Source organism: Dokdonia pacifica (assembly GCF_900188275.1).
Taxonomy (GTDB): Bacteria; Bacteroidota; Bacteroidia; order Flavobacteriales; family Flavobacteriaceae; genus Dokdonia; species Dokdonia pacifica.
The window spans coordinates 604,194-625,559 of sequence record NZ_FZNY01000001.1 but is presented as its reverse complement, the minus strand read 5'-3'; the positions used below and the strand labels follow the sequence as shown (position 1 = coordinate 625,559).

23 protein-coding genes are annotated in these 21,366 nt (G+C 35.4%); 6 read left to right on the top strand and 17 right to left on the bottom strand.

Going from position 1 to position 21,366, the window contains the following annotated elements; genetic code table 11:
- Positions 1 to 174: 174 nt before the first annotated feature.
- The 13 genes from CHB80_RS02860 to CHB80_RS02800 form a co-directional block, all read right to left on the bottom strand.
- Positions 175 to 501: an SUF system Fe-S cluster assembly protein gene (locus tag CHB80_RS02860; protein WP_089369915.1), complete on the bottom strand. Its 327-nt coding sequence runs from the start codon at positions 499 to 501 to the stop codon at positions 175 to 177.
- A gap of 137 nt (positions 502 to 638) precedes the next feature.
- On the bottom strand, positions 639 to 1,064 hold the full coding sequence (locus CHB80_RS02855) for a SufE family protein (RefSeq protein WP_089369914.1): 426 nt from the start codon (positions 1,062 to 1,064) through the stop codon (positions 639 to 641).
- Between the two features lie 2 nt (positions 1,065 to 1,066).
- Positions 1,067 to 1,450 (bottom strand): META domain-containing protein, encoded by a 384-nt coding sequence (locus CHB80_RS02850; RefSeq protein ID WP_179218072.1) that lies wholly within the window; start codon positions 1,448 to 1,450, stop codon positions 1,067 to 1,069.
- Positions 1,451 to 1,555: 105 nt separating this feature from the next.
- Complete coding sequence (locus CHB80_RS02845; RefSeq protein ID WP_089369912.1) at positions 1,556 to 2,113, bottom strand: GNAT family N-acetyltransferase; 558 nt, start codon at positions 2,111 to 2,113, stop codon at positions 1,556 to 1,558.
- A 12-nt stretch (positions 2,114 to 2,125) separates the two neighbouring features.
- Positions 2,126 to 3,364 (bottom strand): aminotransferase class V-fold PLP-dependent enzyme, encoded by a 1,239-nt coding sequence (locus CHB80_RS02840; RefSeq protein WP_089369911.1) that lies wholly within the window; start codon positions 3,362 to 3,364, stop codon positions 2,126 to 2,128.
- A gap of 75 nt (positions 3,365 to 3,439) precedes the next feature.
- Positions 3,440 to 4,753 carry a Fe-S cluster assembly protein SufD gene (gene sufD, locus CHB80_RS02835; RefSeq protein ID WP_089369910.1) on the bottom strand — a complete coding sequence of 438 codons (1,314 nt, stop codon included), beginning with the start codon at positions 4,751 to 4,753 and terminating at the stop codon, positions 3,440 to 3,442.
- Positions 4,754 to 4,793: 40 nt separating this feature from the next.
- Entirely contained in the window at positions 4,794 to 5,186 is a 393-nt protein-coding gene (locus CHB80_RS02830) for a four helix bundle protein (RefSeq protein ID WP_089369909.1), read from the bottom strand.
- A 22-nt stretch (positions 5,187 to 5,208) separates the two neighbouring features.
- Complete coding sequence (sufC, locus tag CHB80_RS02825) at positions 5,209 to 5,958, bottom strand: Fe-S cluster assembly ATPase SufC (RefSeq protein WP_089369908.1); 750 nt, start codon at positions 5,956 to 5,958, stop codon at positions 5,209 to 5,211.
- Positions 5,959 to 5,991: 33 nt separating this feature from the next.
- Complete coding sequence (locus CHB80_RS02820) at positions 5,992 to 6,411, bottom strand: hypothetical protein (protein WP_089369907.1); 420 nt, start codon at positions 6,409 to 6,411, stop codon at positions 5,992 to 5,994.
- A gap of 8 nt (positions 6,412 to 6,419) precedes the next feature.
- Positions 6,420 to 7,295, bottom strand: a complete 876-nt coding sequence (locus CHB80_RS02815) for an N-acyl homoserine lactonase family protein (RefSeq protein WP_089369906.1) — start codon at positions 7,293 to 7,295, stop codon at positions 6,420 to 6,422.
- A 33-nt stretch (positions 7,296 to 7,328) separates the two neighbouring features.
- Positions 7,329 to 8,774, bottom strand: a complete 1,446-nt coding sequence (gene sufB, locus CHB80_RS02810; RefSeq protein ID WP_089369905.1) for a Fe-S cluster assembly protein SufB — start codon at positions 8,772 to 8,774, stop codon at positions 7,329 to 7,331.
- Positions 8,775 to 8,909: 135 nt separating this feature from the next.
- On the bottom strand, positions 8,910 to 9,239 hold the full coding sequence (locus CHB80_RS02805) for a HesB/IscA family protein (RefSeq protein ID WP_089369904.1): 330 nt from the start codon (positions 9,237 to 9,239) through the stop codon (positions 8,910 to 8,912).
- Positions 9,240 to 9,396: 157 nt separating this feature from the next.
- Positions 9,397 to 10,506 (bottom strand): T9SS type A sorting domain-containing protein, encoded by a 1,110-nt coding sequence (locus CHB80_RS02800; protein WP_089369903.1) that lies wholly within the window; start codon positions 10,504 to 10,506, stop codon positions 9,397 to 9,399.
- Positions 10,507 to 10,768: 262 nt separating this feature from the next.
- Between CHB80_RS02800 and CHB80_RS02795 the strand changes: the two genes are divergently transcribed.
- The 5 genes from CHB80_RS02795 (at position 10,769) to CHB80_RS02780 (ending at position 16,643) form a co-directional block, all read left to right on the top strand.
- Positions 10,769 to 12,805, top strand: coding sequence for a TonB-dependent receptor family protein (locus CHB80_RS02795; RefSeq protein WP_143337033.1), 2,037 nt, complete (start codon positions 10,769 to 10,771; stop codon positions 12,803 to 12,805).
- Between the two features lie 34 nt (positions 12,806 to 12,839).
- Positions 12,840 to 14,612, top strand: a complete 1,773-nt coding sequence (locus tag CHB80_RS02790) for a tetratricopeptide repeat protein (RefSeq protein ID WP_089369901.1) — start codon at positions 12,840 to 12,842, stop codon at positions 14,610 to 14,612.
- A gap of 75 nt (positions 14,613 to 14,687) precedes the next feature.
- A complete protein-coding gene (locus tag CHB80_RS24980; RefSeq protein WP_262486165.1) occupies positions 14,688 to 14,816 on the top strand; it encodes a hypothetical protein in 129 nt (42 codons plus the stop codon).
- Entirely contained in the window at positions 14,800 to 15,744 is a 945-nt protein-coding gene (locus CHB80_RS02785) for a hypothetical protein (protein WP_143337032.1), read from the top strand. Before CHB80_RS24980 ends, CHB80_RS02785 begins: the two co-directional genes overlap by 17 nt.
- 101 nt (positions 15,745 to 15,845) lie before the next feature.
- Positions 15,846 to 16,643, top strand: a complete 798-nt coding sequence (locus tag CHB80_RS02780) for a sulfite exporter TauE/SafE family protein (RefSeq protein WP_229746882.1) — start codon at positions 15,846 to 15,848, stop codon at positions 16,641 to 16,643.
- Here CHB80_RS02780 and CHB80_RS02775 read toward each other — a convergent pair.
- Positions 16,636 to 17,136, bottom strand: coding sequence for a hypothetical protein (locus tag CHB80_RS02775; protein ID WP_089369898.1), 501 nt, complete (start codon positions 17,134 to 17,136; stop codon positions 16,636 to 16,638). The two genes, CHB80_RS02780 and CHB80_RS02775, sit on opposite strands and share 8 nt — an antisense overlap.
- Before the next feature lie 108 nt (positions 17,137 to 17,244).
- Between CHB80_RS02775 and CHB80_RS02770 the strand changes: the two genes are divergently transcribed.
- Positions 17,245 to 18,090 carry a tetratricopeptide repeat protein gene (locus CHB80_RS02770; RefSeq protein ID WP_089369897.1) on the top strand — a complete coding sequence of 282 codons (846 nt, stop codon included), beginning with the start codon at positions 17,245 to 17,247 and terminating at the stop codon, positions 18,088 to 18,090.
- A gap of 5 nt (positions 18,091 to 18,095) precedes the next feature.
- Here CHB80_RS02770 and CHB80_RS02765 read toward each other — a convergent pair whose 3' ends face one another.
- Genes CHB80_RS02765 through CHB80_RS02755 form a run of 3 tightly spaced genes read right to left on the bottom strand, consistent with a single transcriptional unit; the run spans position 18,096 to position 21,360 of the window.
- On the bottom strand, positions 18,096 to 19,166 hold the full coding sequence (locus CHB80_RS02765) for a cytochrome-c peroxidase (protein WP_089369896.1): 1,071 nt from the start codon (positions 19,164 to 19,166) through the stop codon (positions 18,096 to 18,098).
- Positions 19,166 to 19,930, bottom strand: a complete 765-nt coding sequence (locus tag CHB80_RS02760; protein WP_089369895.1) for an MbnP family protein — start codon at positions 19,928 to 19,930, stop codon at positions 19,166 to 19,168. The genes CHB80_RS02765 and CHB80_RS02760 overlap by 1 nt, the downstream gene beginning before the upstream one ends.
- Positions 19,931 to 19,941: 11 nt before the next feature.
- Entirely contained in the window at positions 19,942 to 21,360 is a 1,419-nt protein-coding gene (locus CHB80_RS02755) for a hypothetical protein (protein WP_229746883.1), read from the bottom strand.
- Positions 21,361 to 21,366 lie beyond the last annotated feature (6 nt).

The following is a 21,366-nucleotide window of genomic DNA, read 5'->3' as shown; positions in this document are numbered from 1 at the left end:
GTGATAGGTGTTATTAATTACAACATCCCTAGTTCTAACTTTGCCTCTTCACTCATATTGTAGTTGCCGCAAAGTTTCTCATTTTTTATGCGTTGCATATTATAAAAAATAAGAAACAGGCACCAACTGTAATTCCTTGGTCTTTGATTTCGGTTTCGATTTCAATTTCGGTTTCTACAACATCCCTAGTTCTAACTTCGCTTCTTCGCTCATTAAATCTTGAGACCAAGGCGGGTCGAAGGTGATTTCAACTTCGCAATCATTTACGCCTTTGATAGACTTTATTTTTTCTTCTACTTCTAATGGAAGCGTTTCAGCTACTGGACAATTAGGAGTTGTTAATGTCATTAAAACTTTCGTGTCATAATCTTCATTAACAAACACGTCATAAATCAATCCAAGCTCATAAATATCTACTGGGATTTCTGGATCATATATTGTTTTGATAACACGAACTATTTTTTCGCCTAACTCTTCTGTGTTTATTGTTGTGTCGCTCATATTTATTTCTCGCGAAGGCAGGAATCTCACCCACAATCGGCTTTTTTTTATTCCCACATAGGCGGAAATTTTATAATTATTATTTCAAAATGAAAATCTCACCCAAGTTATCACGGATGCTATTTCTATTTATAACGTTAATTAAGCTGCGTTTGATAAGCAATCGCATATAACTTTAATTGTTTAATCATGCTTACAAGACCATTTGCTCTTGTAGGAGATAAATGTTCTTTAAGACCTATCTCATCTATAAACGCAGTATCTGCATCTATAATATCTTGTGGAGCTTGTCCTGAAAAGGCTCTTATTAAAATAGCAATAATGCCTTTAGTGATAATGGCATCACTATCTGCTGTAAATTCAATAGCGCCATCTTTCATATCGGCATGTACCCAAACTTTACTTTGGCACCCTTTAATGATATAATCGTCTGTTTTGTATTGCTCATCAATAAGAGGTAACGATTTTCCTAAATCAATCATATATTCATAACGCTGCATCCAGTCGTCAAACATAGAAAACTCATCAATGATCTCTTCCTGTATTTCTTGTATTGCTGCCATAATTAAAATATAAAGCGTGTTGCTTTTAAAATTTCTTTGCCATTATCATATAGAATAAGCGTATCCTTTTTAATGCTAAATTCTTTTGTAGTCGTAAAGATATTTAAAAACTGTCTTTCTTTGTTCATTGCTACTTCATTACACATTATTCTCGTAGTTATGGGTTGAGAAAATGTAACGCTATTTTTATTCTTTGTAAATCCAACACTATAGGTATTACACCCTGAAAGCCCTGAGATTTTTGACGTACGATCATTAATTTTTAAATTAAGATCATCTCCTTCTATTTCCTGATCATACAAGGTGTTTACAATAAAAGTACCTGCAAAAATGGAGGACTCATCTTGTACACTTACTTTTTGAGTAATAGTACATGAATATGTCATACCCAGTAAAGTAATCCAAAAGATATGTAATCGTAATATCATTGTAAACATAATATGGCAAAGATAGTGCCCAAATAGCCAACTGTCATCGTGACGGTATAGAAATTATAGATGTTTGTATAGATACCACATTGGTTTGTAGATATCGTGTAACAATTCAAAGTCTAAATGCTGTAAACCTCCTTTTATATATCCTAGGCTATTATAAAAATTCATGGCCTGTGGGTGTTGATCCATTGCATCTAGCCAGATGAGTTGATGACCGGTCTCTTGAGCGCGTGTTTGGGCATAGTGCATAAGCTGTCTTCCAATGCCTTTACCTTGAGTAGATGTATCTAAGTAGATACGGTGCACTTTAAAACTAGACGTGTCAGGTTGTTCAGGATATAAGCAGTTTTCTATAATTTTAAAAATACCTATGGTACTATATTCTTTGCTGTGTATGCTTTCGCGAAAGCGTACAAAGTAATAATACGATTCTTTTTCTTGAAGTTCTTTTTTAAGATTTTCAAGAGTATATAAATTATTGATGTACCAATTCCCTTGATCCAGCCAGAAATGTTTATAGGCTGGCGGATAGATGCGTTTCATGAGCTCATACAGCGCCGGTTGATCTTCTAATGTAATGGGTTGTAATACTAAGTGATCAGAAATAGGAATCATTATTCTAGACCTTTAAGAGAGCATCATCACGGCACGCTCTACACCTTTAATAAAAATATCAATCTCTTCTTTTGTGTTATAAAAGGAAAAAGAAGCTCTTACGGTACCAGGGATTTTAAAATAATCCATGATAGGTTGTGCACAGTGATGTCCTGTACGTACCGCAATGCCTAGTTTGTCTAAGATCGTCCCGATGTCATAAGGATGAATAGCTCCTACATTAAAAGAAACGACAGCAGTTTTCTTTGAAGATTCTCCATAAATTTTAAGCCCTTCAATTTTAAGAAGTTTCTCAGTGGCATATTGGAGCAATTCTTCTTCATAAGCTGCAATCACATCAAATCCTATTGCGTTCATGTAATCTAATCCTACACCTGTTGCAATACCACCACAAATATTAGGTGTTCCTGCTTCAAATTTATGCGGCAAGCCTGCATAGGTGGTTTTTTCAAAAGTTACTTGATCAATCATTTCACCGCCTCCTTGATATGGGGGTAATTTTTCTAATAATGCTTCTTTGCCATATAAAATACCTACTCCCGTTGGGCCACATATTTTATGAGCACTGGCCACATAAAAGTCGGCATCTAGCGCTTGTACATCTGGTTTGATGTGTGGTGTTGCTTGTGCCCCGTCTATCACCACAGCAGCGCCTACTTTATGTGCTTCTGCAATAATATGCTCTATAGGGTTTACTGTACCTAATGCGTTTGATACGTGATTTACAAATACGAGTTTGAGTTTATCTGAGACCGCTTTCGCGAAAGCGTCCATATCCAACTCCCCGCTTTGCGTCATAGGGATCACTTTTAAAATAGCACCTGTGCGTTCACAAAGCATTTGCCAAGGCACAATATTACTGTGATGTTCTAAAGCCGATACCAAGACCTCATCTCCTTTTTGTAGAAGCGCACTGTATCCATTTGCAATTAAATTAATAGCATGGGTGGTTCCAGCAGTGAGTATGATCTCATAGGACTTTGCCGCATTAAAGTGCTTTTGGATTTTAATACGCGCCTCTTCGTAAGCATCTGTTGCTTCTTGAGAAAGTGCATGCACACCTCTGTGAATATTTGCATTGTAATTAGAATAGTAATCTACAATAGCATCAATCACTGCTTGAGGTGTTTGAGAAGTAGCAGCATTATCAAAATAGATTAAAGGTTGTCCGTTTACTTTTCTAGAAAGTATCGGAAAATCTTTTCGGATGTTTTGTACGTCAAAATTGGTATGTGATGTTGTTGCTGCCATTTTTAGTATAGCCTTCTTAGTATCAAAATACCCGCTTTTAGGGCGGGTATTTTGATATATGATTATAATTTATTCTTATATCTCAAACCCGATACTTACGCCAATTTTCTTGGCAATAAGTTTGGTAATACGTTGTTTTAATTGCGGTATTTTCACACTTGATAATACCGTATTGGCAAATGCATACATTAATAATGCTCTTGCTTCTTTCTTTGCAATTCCTCTTGATTGTAAATAGAATAAGGCACTTTCATCCAGTTGTCCAATAGTACAACCGTGTGAACAACGTACATCATCTGCAAAAATCTCTAGTTGAGGTTTTGAGTTGATAGTCGCTTTATCATCTATCAGGATATTATTGTTAGATTGATAGGCGTTTGTTTTTTGTGCTTCTTTTTCTACAACAACTTTTCCATTAAAAACACCTGTTGCATTCTCTGCAAAGATACCTTTGTAATCTTGATGAGATTCGCAATTTGGTTCTATATGATGAACGAGCGTATTGTGATCTACATGTTGCTTTCCCTCTATAAGTGTTACTCCTTTTAAGATAGAATCTATACGTTCTCCTTTTTGATAATAGTTAAGATTATTACGTGTAATATTCCCTCCTAATGAAAAAGTATGAACAGAAACAATACTCTCTCCGTGTTGTTCTATTTCTGTAGTATCTACTAGAGAAGCATCTAGCTTATCATTTTGGATCTTATAATAATCTACAATGGCACGTTTTGCAGCATATACTTCGGTAACAGAATTTGTAAACGTAGGACTATCGGATAGACTCTGATGACGCTCTATAATCTGTACTTCTGTATTTTCTTCGGCAACAATAAGGTTGCGAGGCTGTAAAAGGGATGCTTCTTGTGATCCTGTTGCAAAATGAATAATCTGAATAGGCTTATCTGCTACTTTTCCTTTTGGGATATAGATGTAAGCACCATCTCTAGCATAGGCAGTGTTTAACGATGTTAAACTCTCTTCTTTTGCAATTTTATTAAAGTATACATCAATGATTTGTTGATACTTAGACTTTGTAAGTGCAGAATTCATAGTACATACATCAATACCATCATGTGTGGTAGATGATAAGTGTGCATTAAAAATACCATCTACAAAAACGATATTATAAGTGTCTATATCATTGATAAAATAATGCTCTACATCTTTAAAATCTAATGTCGATTTTTTAGTTGGAAAGATATTGTAGTCTTTCTTCAAGATGCTGTTAAGCGATGTATATTTCCATGCTTCATCCTTTTTTGAAGGAAAGCCTTCTGCTTCAAATGTTTTTATGGCATTACCACGCACATCATATATAGGAGAGTCTGGATCAAGACTATCTTGAAAAACGATATGTGAACTTACTAATTTATCTTTTAAACTCATATTTTTTGGTTTCAAGTTTAAGGTTTCACGCTTAAAAGCGTTAACTCTTAAATTTTGTTCCTTTGTAATCTTTTTTATTGAGATAACTTATGAAGTTAGATATACGTTTACTTAAGTATTCGCAATCAGTAATTAATTTTTCAAAAGTCATTTCATTTATATATTCCCAGTCTAATAATCTATATAACTGAGATCTTGTTTCTCCTGCCGAACCTTTAGCAATAGCTAAAAATTGTCTAAATTCTAAATTTCCATCCCGTTCAAAACCTTCAGCTATATTGTCCATAATGGATCCAGCAGAACTACAAATTTGGTCTTTAAGTTTAAAGTTGTCCTTTAGTTTTGTTGATTTAGCAATCAGAATAATCTCTTTGTTTAATGCATGTGCATCTTGCCATATTCTTAAATCTTCAAAACGTTTAACTGTAGCCATTTAAACTTTAGACTTGGAACTTTTAAACAAGCTCTTCTTTAAGCCAGTCGTATCCTTTTTCTTCAAGCTCGTGCGCAAGTTCTTTTCCTCCTGTCTTTACAATTTTACCATCCATAAGTACATGTACAACGTCTGGTACGATATAATCTAATAATCTTTGGTAATGCGTGATTACTAGAACAGCATTATCTTCACTACGTAACTTATTTACACCGTTTGCTACGATACGTAAGGCATCAATATCAAGACCAGAGTCAGTTTCATCTAGTATGGCTAATTTAGGTTCTAGCATTGCCATTTGGAAGATCTCATTACGTTTCTTCTCTCCTCCAGAAAATCCTACGTTAAGAGATCTAGATAAAAACTTACGATCTATCTCAAGAAGCTCTGATTTTTCTCGTATCATTTTTAGCATTTCACTAGCAGGCATGTCTTCTAATCCTTTTGCTTTACGAGTTTGGTTAATAGCCGTCTTGATAAAATTTGTAACGGTTACTCCAGGAATTTCAACAGGATATTGAAAAGATAAAAATACGCCTTCATGTGCACGTTCCTCAGGGTCCATTTCTAAAATAGACTCTTCGTTAAGGAAGATATCACCATCAGTAACTTCATATTCTTCTTTTCCAGCTATCACTGATGATAATGTACTTTTTCCAGAACCATTAGGTCCCATGATTGCATGTACTTCTCCAGCTTTGATCTCAAGATTAATTCCTTTTAGGATATCTTTTTCTTCTATACCTGCATACAGGTTTTTTACTGTTAACATAGTGTCTTTTATTACTTTTTGTTTCAGGCTTGTTTATTTCCCTGTTTCTATTTTTATAGGCGCTTCTCCTTCTTTAGGAGGAAGTACTTTAATGATTTCTTTAATGGTCACAATTTCATCCCAAACATCACTACCTTCTGGTTTAGGATTTATTTCTCCTTTTATAATGACGGGTACCATATCAAATTTGTCTTTTTGTTTTTCAGAGACTTCTTTGATAAGTTTTTCGGTCATTTCGTTTATGGAAACCCCATAGATAAAATTTTTACCCATAATGACCCCTGCACCATCTACATAAAGAAATTCCCCTTCTATTGTTTTAAGAGTTCCATCATTATCTAGATTACCTATAGCTGCAGATGTATTTTCTGTAGAGGTGTCTTCTGTTTTGGTTTCGTTTTTACAGCTTATGATACTCACTGCTAAAACAAATAAAATGACAATTTTTTTCATAGGTTGTATTAGTTAAGTGCTTTAGGAGCTACAGGCATCTTAACAAAGTCTGCAGGCTCATGTTGTATATATACTTTGGCTTTTTTTGCTTTCGCGAAAGCTTCAAAATCAGCAATCGCAGTTTTGCTTTGTTCAAGGTCATGGTTAAATCCAGGAATCACTTTTCCATCTCGATTTTCTTGGAAGTGGTACATGTCTCCAGATAATAACGTTGGGCCATGTTCTGGTAAATCAATAAAAAGAACTTGGTGACCAGGAGTATGACCAGGCATTGATTTTATGATAACGCTACCATCACCAAATACATCATGATCTCCAGAAAGTCCAATTACATTGGTAAGTTCTTTAAATGTGTCCGGGGCATAAAATCCATTCCCTTTTATTTCTTCACTTATCGCAAAATTATATTCAGGTTTTTGTACTAGCCATTTTGATGCAGCAAAATGGTTTGCAGCACCTGTATGATCAAAATGAATATGAGAGAACGCGATATAATCTATATCATCTTTCGTAATTCCAATAGTAGCTAATTGATTTAATATAGAATCTTTACGAGCAATTGTAAAAGCCCCATCAGGAGTTGTATAGGGTTCTTGCCCTACAAGACCTTCAGGTAAACCTGTATCCCATAACAAAACACCATTAGGGTGCTTTATTACATAAAAAGCATCAACTAGCTGTTTAGATGTTCCTTTATAAGTTTCTCCTTGAGCAAAAAGATTTAAATCATTTGCTCCTACAGAGCCTCCATTAAAGGTATATAATGCTACAGCTGGTTTTGCTGGAGTTTTAACCTCTTCAGAAACCTGCTTATCCTCAGTAGAAGATTCTTTACATGCTATTATAGCTATTGCAACAGCTATTAATGTGATTATCTTTTTCATGGTTTTTGAGCTAAATGGTTATAGGTTTAGTAATTATCCTACACTTCCTTCTAAACTAATTTCTAGTAATTTTTGAGCCTCTACAGCAAATTCCATAGGAAGCTTATTAAGTACTTCTTTGCTAAAACCATTTACGATAAGTGCAATTGCCTTTTCTGTATCAATACCACGTTGGTTACAGTAAAAAATTTGATCTTCTCCAATTTTACTAGTGGTAGCCTCATGCTCAATCTGCGCAGATTTGTTTTTTGCTTCTATATATGGAAATGTATGTGCGCCACATGCATTGCCCATTAGTAAACTATCACATTGTGAAAAGTTACGTGCATTATCTGCATTAGCATTTATTTTTACCAAACCACGATATGAGTTTTGTGATTTTCCAGCAGAAATACCTTTTGAAATAATAGTACTCTTAGTGTTTTTTCCTAAGTGTATCATTTTTGTTCCTGTATCTGCTTGTTGGTAATTATTGGTTACCGCTATTGAGTAAAACTCTCCTATAGAATTATCTCCTTTAAGTACACAACTAGGATATTTCCAAGTAACAGCACTTCCTGTTTCTACTTGCGTCCAAGAGATTTTTGCATTTTTCTCACAAATACCACGCTTTGTCACAAAGTTAAAAACGCCTCCTTTTCCTTCACTATTTCCAGGGTACCAATTTTGTACAGTCGAATATTTAATTTCAGCGTCATCAAGAGCAATCAATTCCACAACGGCTGCGTGTAATTGATTTTCATCACGACTAGGAGCTGTACATCCTTCTAGGTAACTTACATAACTACCTTCATCTGCAATAACAAGGGTACGCTCAAATTGACCAGTTCCAGCTTGGTTAATTCTAAAATAAGTAGATAGCTCCATAGGGCAACGTACTCCTTTTGGAATATAACAAAAAGATCCATCTGAGAATACCGCACTATTTAATGCAGCGTAGAAGTTGTCTTTTTGAGGTACAACCGTTCCTAAATATTTTTTAACGAGTTCTGGATGCTCTTTGATCGCTTCAGAGATACTCATAAAAATAATTCCTTTTTCGGCAAGGGTGTCTTTAAAAGTAGTAGCTACAGAAACAGAGTCTATAACTACATCCATTGCTACATTGGCAAGCTTCTTTTGTTCATCGATAGAAATTCCTAACTTCTTAAAAGTTTCTAGTAATTCTGGATCAACCTCGTCTAAGCTATCATACTTAGGTTTAGAATTAGGAGCCGAGTAATAAGAAATTGCCTGAAAGTCTGGTTTGTCATAATTGACATTTGCCCATTCTGGTTCTTCCATTTTAGACCAATGACGAAAAGCCTCAAGTCGCCACTTTGTCATCCATTCTGGTTCTTCTTTTTTCTTTGAGATTGCTATAACAATATCTTCGTTAAGCCCTACAGGAAATGTTTCAGAATCAATATCGGTGTAAAAACCATATTCGTATTCTTTAGTTTTAAGTTCTTCCCTTAAATCGTCTTCAGTATATGCCATTTTTTTTTGTTATGATTGATTAAAAATCAATCTATGTACGTTTTTAAATAATAATTCTAATAGGGCTTAGGAGAACAAAAAGGTGGTGCGTTTATCTCTAAACTGTTTCATTCTCCCGTTGGCCCATTAGTTTTATTATAATGAAAAACTTTCTCCGCATCCACAGGTGCGCTGTGCATTCGGATTGTTAAATACAAATCCTTTTCCATTAAGACCTCCACTATATTCTAGTGTGGTGCCAATGAGATATAAAAAACTACGCTTATCTACTATTAAGCGTACATCGTTATCTTCAAAAACTTTATCGTCGTCTGCTTGTGATTTATCAAAATGTAAATCATATGATAAACCCGAACATCCACCGCTTTTTACACCTACTCTTACATAGTCTGTAGCAATGTCATATCCGTCTTCTTGCATAAGACCAGCGATTTTTGTTTTTGCTTCTGTTGTTACTTTAATCATAATGATTCTAAATAATATGCAAATATACGCGATAAGTAGCTTTTTTCAATAGAACCTAACATTATTCTAACATATACTGTGATAGGGTTTTTCTATTAAGAAGTAATTAAAAGTTTTTAAAATCACTTTATGGTGTATGTTGCATTTTTTTAAACCTTTATTTTTTAATAAAACGATGTATAGTTTCTGTTTGTATTCCTTGTAGTTTTAAAAAGTACATACCTGTAGCAAGGCTTTCTACATCAATAATGGTATGAAAAGTATTTTTAGAGACAACCCTTCCTTGTATATCTATTATTTGGTAGGATTGTATGCGATTTATAGGTGCTCCTGTAATGGTGATTTTATCTGATGAAGGATTAGGAAAAAGCGCAATAGAAATATCTTGATTGAACTCTTCGACGCTTAAAAAACCGTTGGTGTAAAAAATACGATCTCCATTTGCGTCAGTAAGAATAAGACGTCTTCCTTGACCTTCTTCTATAATTTCATAGGTAAATGTTTTGTTTTCTAATTGTGTTGTGAATGCGTCATCAAAAGCATTTAAATCTTCTATACCGCAATCCATAGCCAATAAGGCAAGACCGCTTATTGAAATTGTAGGAGTTCCAAAATAGTTAAAAGCAGAATAAGCTCCTCCTCCTCCATAGAAACAAATATATTCTTGACCTATACCAGCGCCTTCATCAAAATAACTTATCGTATAATTATTGAGTTGTCCATTTTGTTGCGCAGGGTAATTTTGAGCAACACCATCTATTTCAAAATAATCTAAATACCAAGGTTCTTGTGTAAGGGCTTGCGGTGGATTTTGATTAAGAGCTTCGTAAACAGCTTGATCTCCGCTACTATTAATGAGTGTGAGCTCTGCACTTTCTACTGAATCTCCGTATATAATAGCATAAGAAAAATCCTGAGATTCAGGAGTTCCAAAAAAATTAAAATAAGCAAATTCAAAATCAATTTCTTCTTGCGTTTCACAGAAAACAAGAGTATGAGAAATATCTAATGTAATCATGGTCTCTGTGGCAGAAATAGGCATAGAAGATAAAAAACCATTGCAAATACCGATTCCTTCTACTTGACCTTCTGCGTCATTTATTAAAATAGATAATGTAGGGTATCCATCTTGACCCTCTTCATTAGGAATATTTACAGAGTTTCCATCTACTATAAGCTCAGTTAAAAACCAAGTTCGATTTAAACCTTCTTGAGCAACAACTATAAAAGGGAATAGTAAAAAAAGCACTGAGTAAATTGATTTCATAATGATTGATGTTGTAGATTAAAAATACTAATTTGTAGTTAGTTAGCGCTTTTAATTTTGTTAAAAGTAACATTGTACTATATACATTTCATATTTGCTATGGGTTATCTCAAATTTGATTCTGTATACGCTTTCGCGAAAGCGTACATAAAATTTAAATAAGTATTTTCAAGATCTCAAGTCTCTTAAAGATACCTTAATTTTCTAACTTTATTTTGAGGTTTCTATACAAGGGCGTACTTTTCAAAAAAATAACAATCCGTTGAAAAAGATTTTACTTAGCACTGTTGGTTTATGTATGTGTATGATTCATTTGAGTTATAGTCAAACAGATTCCATTCCATCTCAAAAATTAGATACTGTTTTTTTACAATCTTCTCGTATCATTAGTACACTTCAAAAGATACCTGCTACAGTATCAGTATATCAAACAACACAAGACGACGCAACAAGACAACAGCTTTCTTTACAAGAGTTTACGCAACAAAGTCCGGGGTTGTTTGCGCAAAACACCAATAATTTTGCACAAGATTTACGTATTTCTATACGTGGTTTTGGGGCAAGGTCTGCTTTTGGAATACGAGGTATAAAATTAATAGTAGATGGTATTCCAGAAACCACACCAGATGGTCAAGGACAATTAGATAATCTTACATTAGGAATTATAGATCGTATTGAAATAGTAAAAGGACCCAGCTCTAGTTTATATGGAAATGCATCGGGTGGCGTGATTGATATTCAAACCATAGATGAGGTAGAGAAGCCTTTCTCTCATTGGAAGGGAAGTGTAGGTTCTTACGGATTCCAAAACTTTCAAGCAACCGGAGGAATTAATTCTGAAAATGCGACTTATATATTTCATGGAAATTATGTGGCTTCCGATGGATATCGAGATCAAAGTGGTTTCAAACAAGTAAATACCAATTTTAAAGCAAAATTTGATATTAGCGATCGCTTAACTATAAGAACACTTCTTAACTATAGTGACTCCCCCGAAGCAGACGATCCGGGAAGCTTAACACTGGAAGCTGTTCAAGAAAATAGGAGACAGGCCAGAGATCGTAATGTGCTTTTTGAGACAGGGGAAACGATACGTCAATTTAAAGTTGGAATTAGTACCACGTGGATTAAAAATAAGTTTACATCCATAGATGGTTATTTATTTTATAATAATAGGCAGTTTGATGGAAAGCTTCCTTTTGAGTTTGGCGGTATTGTAGATTTGGGAAGAGATTATGTAGGTCAAGGCGCCTCAATTACCTATGCCAAAGGCAAAAACACATTAAAAGCAGGTTATGATTTTGCCTATCAAAATGACGATAGGCAACGTTTCAGAAATCTGGAAGGAACGCAAGGAGATCAAACACTAGATCAAAAAGAACGATTTACAAATTTAGGCATATACATAACAGATCACCTAGAGATTGATAAGTGGTATATTACAGGAGGGATTCGTTTTGATTACAATAAACTCACGGCAGATGATGCTTTTTTAAGCAATGGTGACGACTCAGATGATATTACATTAAATGCTGTAAATCCAAGTGTTGGGGTGAATTACGCTTTCGCGAAAACACATAATGTCTACACCAACTTCTCCACAAGTTTTGAAACACCCGCACTATCTGAACTTTCAGCAAACCCAAATGGAGATCAAGGGTTTAATGAAGGTCTGGAAGCGCAGAAAGCCACCAATTATGAGATAGGATTTAAAGGGCAGTTTGCAAATGCGTTTCGATACCAAGTAGCTGTATTCAGAATCGATACCCGAGATGACTTAGTGCCTTTTGAATTGGAAGCCTTTCCAGATCGTACATTCTTTAGAAATGCTGGAAAAACAGCTCGTAATGGTGTTGAGGTAGAAGGCGTATACGCTTTCGCGAAAGCGTGGACCGTATCGGCAGCATATGCCTATTCTGATTTTACGTACAGTGACTTTACAACACCCAATGGTACTTTTGATGGAAATGCATTGCCAGGTATTCCAAAACACGTAGGAAATATAAGCCTACAATATCACTCTGAAAAAGGATTTTATGCCGGAATTCAAACAGCCATCGTAGGATTGCAATATGCCAATGATAGCAATGAAGCAGAAGTAGAAGGCTACGAGAATATAAACGTACGTGGCGGGTATGATTTTATCTATAAGAATGTAATCATACAACCCTACATTGGAATCAATAATCTACTCGATCAAGAATATACAGATAACGTACGTATCAATGCTTTTGGAGGGCGCTTTTTTGAACCTGCACCAGGCTTTAATGGATATGGTGGGGTAGTCGTAAAAATCTAAATAGCTATATTTAAAGAGTAAAAAAGACTCTTTTATGCGAGCCCTATGTATACTTTTCTGTTGGTTAAGTGCTGTCTCTTTATGGGGTCAGAATTACTATAAAGTACTTGATGACGATTTAAAATCTCTTATAGATCAGGGAGATGAATGCTTAAAATCAAAAGGGGTAGATTGTTTAAAAACCTATGATCAAGCATTAGAACTCGCAGCAACCTTGCCAGATTCTACACTGGCAATGACCTATCATGAAGTAGGAGTAAGTATATCTCGCTTTGGGCAATTACCAGATTTTTTAGCATATCTCACAAAAGGGATTGAGCAAACCAATGGAAATAATCATCCTATTGTGACAGCTGCATTATATCGAAAAAAAACCTATGCCCTTGCACGTGTAGGGTCTCTAGATAGCATTATCCCTACCATAGATAAAGCCAGAGAATGGGCATTTATTGGTGGGGATTATGTGGCAATTACTGAAGCGTATATCCAAAAAGCAGACTTGCTTCATAGAATGGGAAATTCTACCGAAGCATTAGAAATATTGGCAGAGGCAAAAGGATATGCCCAAAAATCAGGATTAAAAAGGCAAGTTGCAGGAATCGATTTTACGATGGGGAATATCTATTTGAGTAATTATGATTTTCAAGAAGCTAAAAAAACACTTGCAGATGCACTCGAATCTTCAAAGGATCAAGAAGAACTTTATTATAGAGCATTGATTAATTGGAGTATGGCGATGAATCATATGGATAGTGTACAACCCGTTATAGATAAACTTCCAGAAGCAATTTCCTTTTTTGAAGGCCGTAATCTTGAGTGGACCGCAAAAACACAATTGGCTAATGCCTATTCAATAGTAGGGAACTATGAAAAAAGCATTCCTATTCATGAAGAATGCCTAGCAGCTGTGAAAGAGATTTATGACCCTACCATTATTAGTCTTAATAATCGATTGCTAGCAAAAGGGTATATAGAAACTGGAAGAGGAGAAGAGGCACTCCCTTATGCCTATGAAGCTTATTTATTTGAAAAAGATAAAAAAGTATTAGATGAGCAAGTATTAGGAGCTCACGTAATATACTCTGTAGCCCTTGGTAAAAGTGGGCAAAAAGATAAAGCCTATGAGATCATGAAGAAGTTTCCTGAACTTGTAGACTCTTTGAATATGATCACTAAACAACGTGAAGTAAAAAAGTTGCAAGAGATTCACGAAACTGAAAAAAGAGAGGCGCAAATTGCTTTGCTTGAAGAAAAAGAAACCAATAGTAAATTACAGAAAGGGTTGTTGGGAGCAGGATTACTAGCTGTTTTAGGAATATTGGGAGCGCTTTGGGTACGCTTTCGCGAAAGCGTAAAAAGAACAGCACTCGAACGTCAAAAACTCGATGCCGAATTGCATCATAAAAACAAAGAACTCACCACGCATACCTTGCACTTGGCTAAGAAAAATGAAATCCTTGCCGAGCTTAAAGGCAAGGTAGAACAATTGCAAGGCGGTTGCGATACCAGAGCTATTATTAATAAAATAAACTTTGATTTAAAAGACGAAGAAAATTGGAGCACCTTTGTTCAGTATTTTGAACAAGTACATACCGATTTTAGCAAAACAGTTCAAGAAAAATACCCAGGTGTGACTCCAAATGAACTCCGACTTATGGCATTACTTAAGATGAATCTCACCTCCAAAGAGATTGCAAATATGCTTAATATTTCTGCCGAAGGGGTTAAAAAAGCACGCCAGAGATTACGTAAAAAGCTAGAAATACAACCTAATGAGTCTTTGGAGGCGCTCGTGGTATCCCTTTAAAAATAAGGCTTTGGTGACTGTCCTACCTTTGTCCCCCATACATTTTTTGCATCTTTAAAAATTCCAGATACGTTTGTGAAGTCAATGATTGACACCCGTTTTGTGGATGCTGCTCTAGAAGTGACTGCAGCTCTTATAGGAGCAGTACACAAAACAGGAATTATTTTAACCACAAAACATAATTCTCATGAAGATGTATTTTAAATTTTTAAAGACCTTTATATGGTGTGTGCCACTATGTATCGTAATTAGCTGCTCAGATGATCAACAAGATTCATTAAATCTTGAAGCTTCAGATCTAGTCACAACTGTTACTGAAAATCCTGCTCAAAATGATGTTTTAGGAGCTATTTCTGTAAATGAAAGTGATGGCACTATTTTTTCTGTGAGTGCTAGTGATCCCATGGGAGCTATAAGTGTAGATAGCTTTGGACAAGTGCTTGTAAGTGATCCTGCTGCTTTTGATTTTGAAACCCGTACAAGTGTAACAGCAACCATTTCTATTGTAAATGGGGATGCGACTACCTTTTCTAATATAAATATATCCATTACTGATGCTGACGACCTTCAAACACTACTTACCACCTCTCGTACTGCTTATGAGAATACTTCAGGATGGATTGAAGTAACTGAAGAGGAATACAACGTATTAGCCGCTCGTATCGCAGGAGTATCTAAAGTAGGTGTTTCTGATACCGATTTTAATGCTCCTGTTCCTATACTTCAAACCGCAGGTGATATTACGGTTAAAAATGATATTGATATTCCGATGCCTTTTGGAAGTTATCTTTTTGCTTTCAAATATTACAGTACTAATGGAACGAATGGAAATGCTGAAGGACAGGTGCGTCCTAAGGTTTCAGAAGGTTCCCCTACTACTGGATATATAGGAAGAGGTCCGTTACCTCCTCACAGTGCTGGATTTCGCTATTTTGTAAGAGCAGAATCGGTCGCAACCAATGCTAGTAATTCCTACTTGGCAATCTATTCTCCATATTCTATGGGATGGAAAGAAAACTTTAATAGCGAGATGTTTTTTCGTTTTGGGAATGGTAGCGATTTGACTAACGGTGTAAATAATGTTCAAATCTTGATACAAGGATTGGTGACTCCTCTGAAACAATGGGATTGATCTCAATGTTATCTCACTATAGAAAAGGCACTTTTTTTTAAGGTGTCTTTTTGTTTTTTGAGCTTTCGTATTTTGATATAATCTGTATAAATTTCACTTTCGTGAAAGCATTATTAGATTGTACAGTATCTTTGAAGGGTATGACAGATATTCAATTGTACCTAATAGCCATTGTAGGCGCTATGTTTGCTGGAGGCATTAATACACTCGCTGGTAATGGAAGTGCTATTACCTTAACGATTTTAACCGAAATACTTGGGCTTACGCCAAATATGGCCAATGGAACCAATCGTATAGGAGTTTTTACACAATGCACAGCTACGTCATGGGTGTTTTACAAAAATGGAAAACTCAATCTGTCAAACACAAAAAAATATGTGTATCCCATTTTTATTGGAGCTATTGCGGGTGCTATTCTTGCGCTTAATGTAAGTAATGAGCAATTCAGATCGGTATTTCGATTTATGATGGTTTTTATGCTCATTGCCGTCTTAGTAAAGCCTAAAAGGTGGTTACGTAAAACTGACGCCGATTTTCAACCTAAATGGTATATATATTGGCCTTTGTTACTAGCATTAGGTTTTTATGGAGGATTCATTCAGATGGGAATGGGTGTATTCTTTTTGATTATTATGGTGCTAGGAATGCGTCTTAATATTATTGAAGGGAATGCCTTAAAATCATTTGTGATTGCGTTATATACTTTGGTGATTATATTTTTGTTCCATTATCAAGGATTGATAGATTGGAAACTAGGAGGTATTATGGCTGTAGGACAAACCATAGGTGGCTATTTTACTGCCCGATTTGCTAGTAAAAGCAAATGGGCAGATCAAGTAGCGTATTATGTGCTTATTGTTGTTTTAATACTTGCTATAGGAAAGTTGTTTTTTACTTAAGTTTTGAAGCAAGATAGGTTTCTAATTTTCCTTTATTATCTAGTTTAATGTATTTTTCAATGGCTTTGTTTTTTCCAATGTATGCTTTGTTTTTTTGATATAACGCAATAACATCTTTAACCCCTTGAATAGATCCTTCTACATTAGAAACTTTTGTATCACTTTGTATAGCAAGTTTTGTCCAACCTGCTAAGAACATCATTAGGCAATCTGGACATTCCATAAAAGTGAGTACATCTGCATTCATTTCTAATGATACATCTGGACTTCCTGTCATCCATTTCATCAGAAAAGCATTTACCTCTTTTCGTTTAGCTTGTTCTGAATTTATAGGAGTGTTAAGTAACCAATCTGTTCCTTTTACAATAGCTTCTTCATATTGTTTGTAGTCTTCTGCCTTCACTAAATTTACATTTTTAGGGACTTCAAATGATTGAGCAATGAGTTGCATTCCTATGAATGCTAAGATGATAACGCATGTAATTTTTTTCATATGATCTATTTTGTTTTTCATAAATGTAGTTAAAATAGTGACAGGAATCTAAGAACTTATTTTTTGTTATAGTATATTGCTTTCACCAGTCAATTAAACCCTTATATAATGCTTAAAAGAAATATACGATCTATAATTGTTTTGAGTGTGTGTATTTGTTGTGTTATAAATTCATGTACTTCTAAAAAGAAACAAGTAGTATTTGATTATGGGACAAAAAATGACTCAGCTTTGTTTTACTTTCATAAAGGATGGGAACATATCATGGATAAAGGACAGTGGACGTTGTCAGAAACGTCATTTCGTAAGGCACATGCTCATGATCCTAATTTTTTTGTAGGATTAAGTTTAGTGGGAAGAATAAGTGGAAATCTAGAAGAGCGTATAGCAATTAAAGAAATTCTAGATACTCAAAAAGAAAAACTAACGGAAGATCAAAGGTTATTACTAGATGTCTATTTGTTAAATATTGATATCATGAATGCACGATCGCAATCTCCAGATAAGACAGGAGCTATTGTAAAAAAGTTTCGTGCCTTGTCTGAAGAAAATTATAGAACATTTGTTCACAAGTACCCACATGAAAGTTATATCAAAGCAGAATATATAGAGGTGTTACATGCAAGATACGGAGCACAACAAGCGATAGATTCATTACAAGTCTTGACTTCTCAAGAAGAGATAGAAGAAGTGGCTTTTTTTAAAAGCTATCTAGCTTCTTTAGAGGCAGCAATAGGCAATTATGATACAGCGCTATCGTATGCAGATGAGGTTGTGGCAATGCATAATGATACTACACTTGCAGGTCCTCATGCAACGTATGCAGATATCTATTTTAAAATGGATAGTTTATCACTCGCTAAAAAGCATATTGATAAAGCAGTAGCATTAGACCCAATGCATATCATTGCTCAGGGATTAAAAAGCGATATTGATAAGCGTCTAGAAGAATAGCTATTCTAAAACTCAGCAAAGCGTCTGTCTTCTATAAAGTCATTGTCTGTCAATGTTTTTAAGAAAGCAATAAGTTGTACTTTTTCTTCAGGGGTAATATCAAGTCCTAAGGTGCCATCTGGACGCCTGAATTGATCGTCTAGCGTAGGGCTATCTTCCATACCATCTGTATAAAAATCAAGGACATCTTCAAGGGTTCCTAAGCGCCCATCATGCATATACGGGAAAGTGATTTCTATATTGCGTAAACTAGGCACTTTAAATTTGCGATTATCACTTGGTAACCCAGTAACACGTTCACGTCCTATGTCATTGAACTCAGGATCTACTGGAAGCCCATTATTACGATAAGATTGATCAGTTTGTAAAGTACCCGCATGGCAAGAAGCACATTTTGTGTCAAATACAGCTCGTCCAGCATTTTCTTCATCAGTAAAAGTGACCGCTTCTCCTCGTTCTAGTTTGTCATACTTAGAATTGGCACTCACCATCATCACCATAAATTGGGATAAAGCTTTAAACATTCTATCTGCACTGACACCTTCAGATCCAAAAGCTTCAGCAAATAAAGTAGGGTAGTCATCATCTGCATTTAATTTTGCAATCACATTAGATACCGTTTCATTCATTTCTACTTCTGCTGTAATGGGAATAATAGGTTGTGTGTCTAAAAATGTAGCGGCACCATCCCATGTAAACTCATTCATAAAAGCTAGGTTATGCAATGGCTGTGCATTACGTGTTCCGATCTGTCCGTCTACACCATGACTGGTAATATGTGTATGGTGTGTAAATGCAAATGATTGAATATGGCAAAACCCACAAGAAACCACTCCATCGGAGGCTAACTGCCCATCATAAAATAATTTTTTACCTAATTCGAATCCCTTCTCTGTAGGTGGGTTTTGTATTATGCTATACGTGGCATCAGGAAAATTAGAAGGTACTGTAAAGTCTAATAACGGATTTGTAACCGTCATAGGAGAATCATCTGTTGCAATGGTGTCAGCATCACCAGATTCTGAGCTACAGCTCCAACAAAGAAGGATAAGAATAAAATAGTGCGTTATTTTCATTACTCTGAAATACTAAAAGCGGTACTTATATTTTCTGCAATTTTTGGTGCATTTACAGGATCTACCTGAATATCGTCTTTTTCTTCTAAAGATAAAGTGTGTATTGCGTCAAAAATTTTAGCGATATCAAATTGTATGGTTTTTGAAGCTGTATTTTCGCTACTTATTTGAAACTCATTAAGAGTCAGTGTTATTTCTTTATAGTTGTCAAGATTTGCCCCATGACTACCCACATGGTATCGGAACGGAGTTTCATTAGTAGGATCTGTAGCACTACTATAATTGCCTTCAAATTTTAAAAATTTATACCCTGCAGACCATGACCACAACATGCCAGCTTCTTCTGCTAGTGGAATAAAGTTTAATGTTCCAGATTCTATAGGGTACTTTGTGGGATCAACACCAAAACCAAATTTAATTCCTTTGTAAGTGTCTGCTGGAATATCTGATAAGCTGGCAGTCTTACTTCCATCTTCATTAATTAAAAAATAACTGTCTTCTACTGGATAGATGTATTCTGTATTATCTGATTTAATTAATGTAATATTTGAGATAATATACTTTAATTCACTTATAGTATAGGTCTCATTGCTACTATTTGTGTATGAAGTAGGATTCATAGATATAGAGGTTCCAATAACAACATTTTCAAATGTTAGATTTAAACTTCCAGGGTCTTGAACTATACTACCAGGTTCATCATTATTATTACATGCGGTAAGTAGGGTAGCAAATCCTACTAAAAGTGCAACATACTTTCTCATATCAATTTTTCTTAGTTTATTTTTATTAATACACCATCCAGAGAACCATTATTACTTGTAAGTTCTCCAGTATTACTCTGAGTTTCTCCAGCTATAATGATCTCTCCTTGATTATTTGAGGCAATTCCTAACCCAAAATCAATCCCATCTCCACCTATGGCTCGTTGATCTTGTAAATCACCATTGTCATCTAATAAAGCAATCCAAATATCATTTTGACCACCATTAGTTGTAACATCTATATCATTACTCCGGGATGATCCAGTAATAGCAATTCCATTTGTAGTAGCAACAACAGCTCTAGCAGAATCAAAGCTTGTTCCTCCTAAAGTTTTTTCCCAAAGTAAAGTACCTTGATCATTTATTTTAATTACCCATACATCGGCATTACCATTAAATTCTGTGACATCGCCATCATTACTTCTTGTATCTCCGGCAATTACATAATTACCGTCTGGTGTTTTTGTAGCGGCATATGCAATATCAATTTCTGATCCGCCAAAAGAGCGTTCCCACACTAAATTGCCAGAAGCATCTATTCGAACTATCCAGAAGTCATAACTTCCTTTTGAGTTTGAGATATCAAAGTCATTACTTTCGCTAGCTCCTATCATAAGAATTCCTCCGTCATCGGCTTGTAGGGTTGCATAGGCTCTGTCATTGTTAGTGCCTCCAAAGTAACGGCGCCATTCTTTAGTCCCGTTGGCATCTAATTTGTGTCCCCAAAATTCACCTACCCCATGTAAGACGGCTCTTGTTTCGTTATCGTCAGATACTGTAAAGTCATTGCCATCACCGCCAGAAGCGGTTACATCTAAAAACCCTGACGTAAAATAACCTCCATCTGAAGTTTGTATAATTGAAAAAGCTTGATCGGAACCAGGGAATCCATAACTTTTTTCCCATTGGATTTCTCCTTGCGCATCTAATTTTACAACCCAGTGGTCTTGAAATCCTTCGTTAGTACTAACATCACCATCACTACTTCTACTATATCCTATCATCGCATACCCTCCATCTGAAGTTTGTATGACTTCTTCACCACGATCATCATCTGTACCTCCATAGGTTTTTGACCATTGAATAGCCCCTTCACTATCTGTTTTTACAAGCCAGTACATATTTACTTGGTTTGTATTATCTGTTATATCACCATCTATACTTTGCGAATATCCAAGCGCAATAAAACCTCCATCATTAGTTGCAGTTACATCATGAAATGTATCATCTTCACTACCGCCATACACTCTTGTAAAATCCAAGGTGATAGATGCTGTTTCGTTATCAACATCTGGATCGTCTGTTTCTGAATCTGTAACCACAGTTGTTGGTAAGTCAGCCTCTTCGTCGCTACAACTTATAGTTATTGTTATAAGTAATAAAAGGGTGAGTATACGCTTTCGCGAAAGCATAAAAAGCAAATATTTCATTTTTCT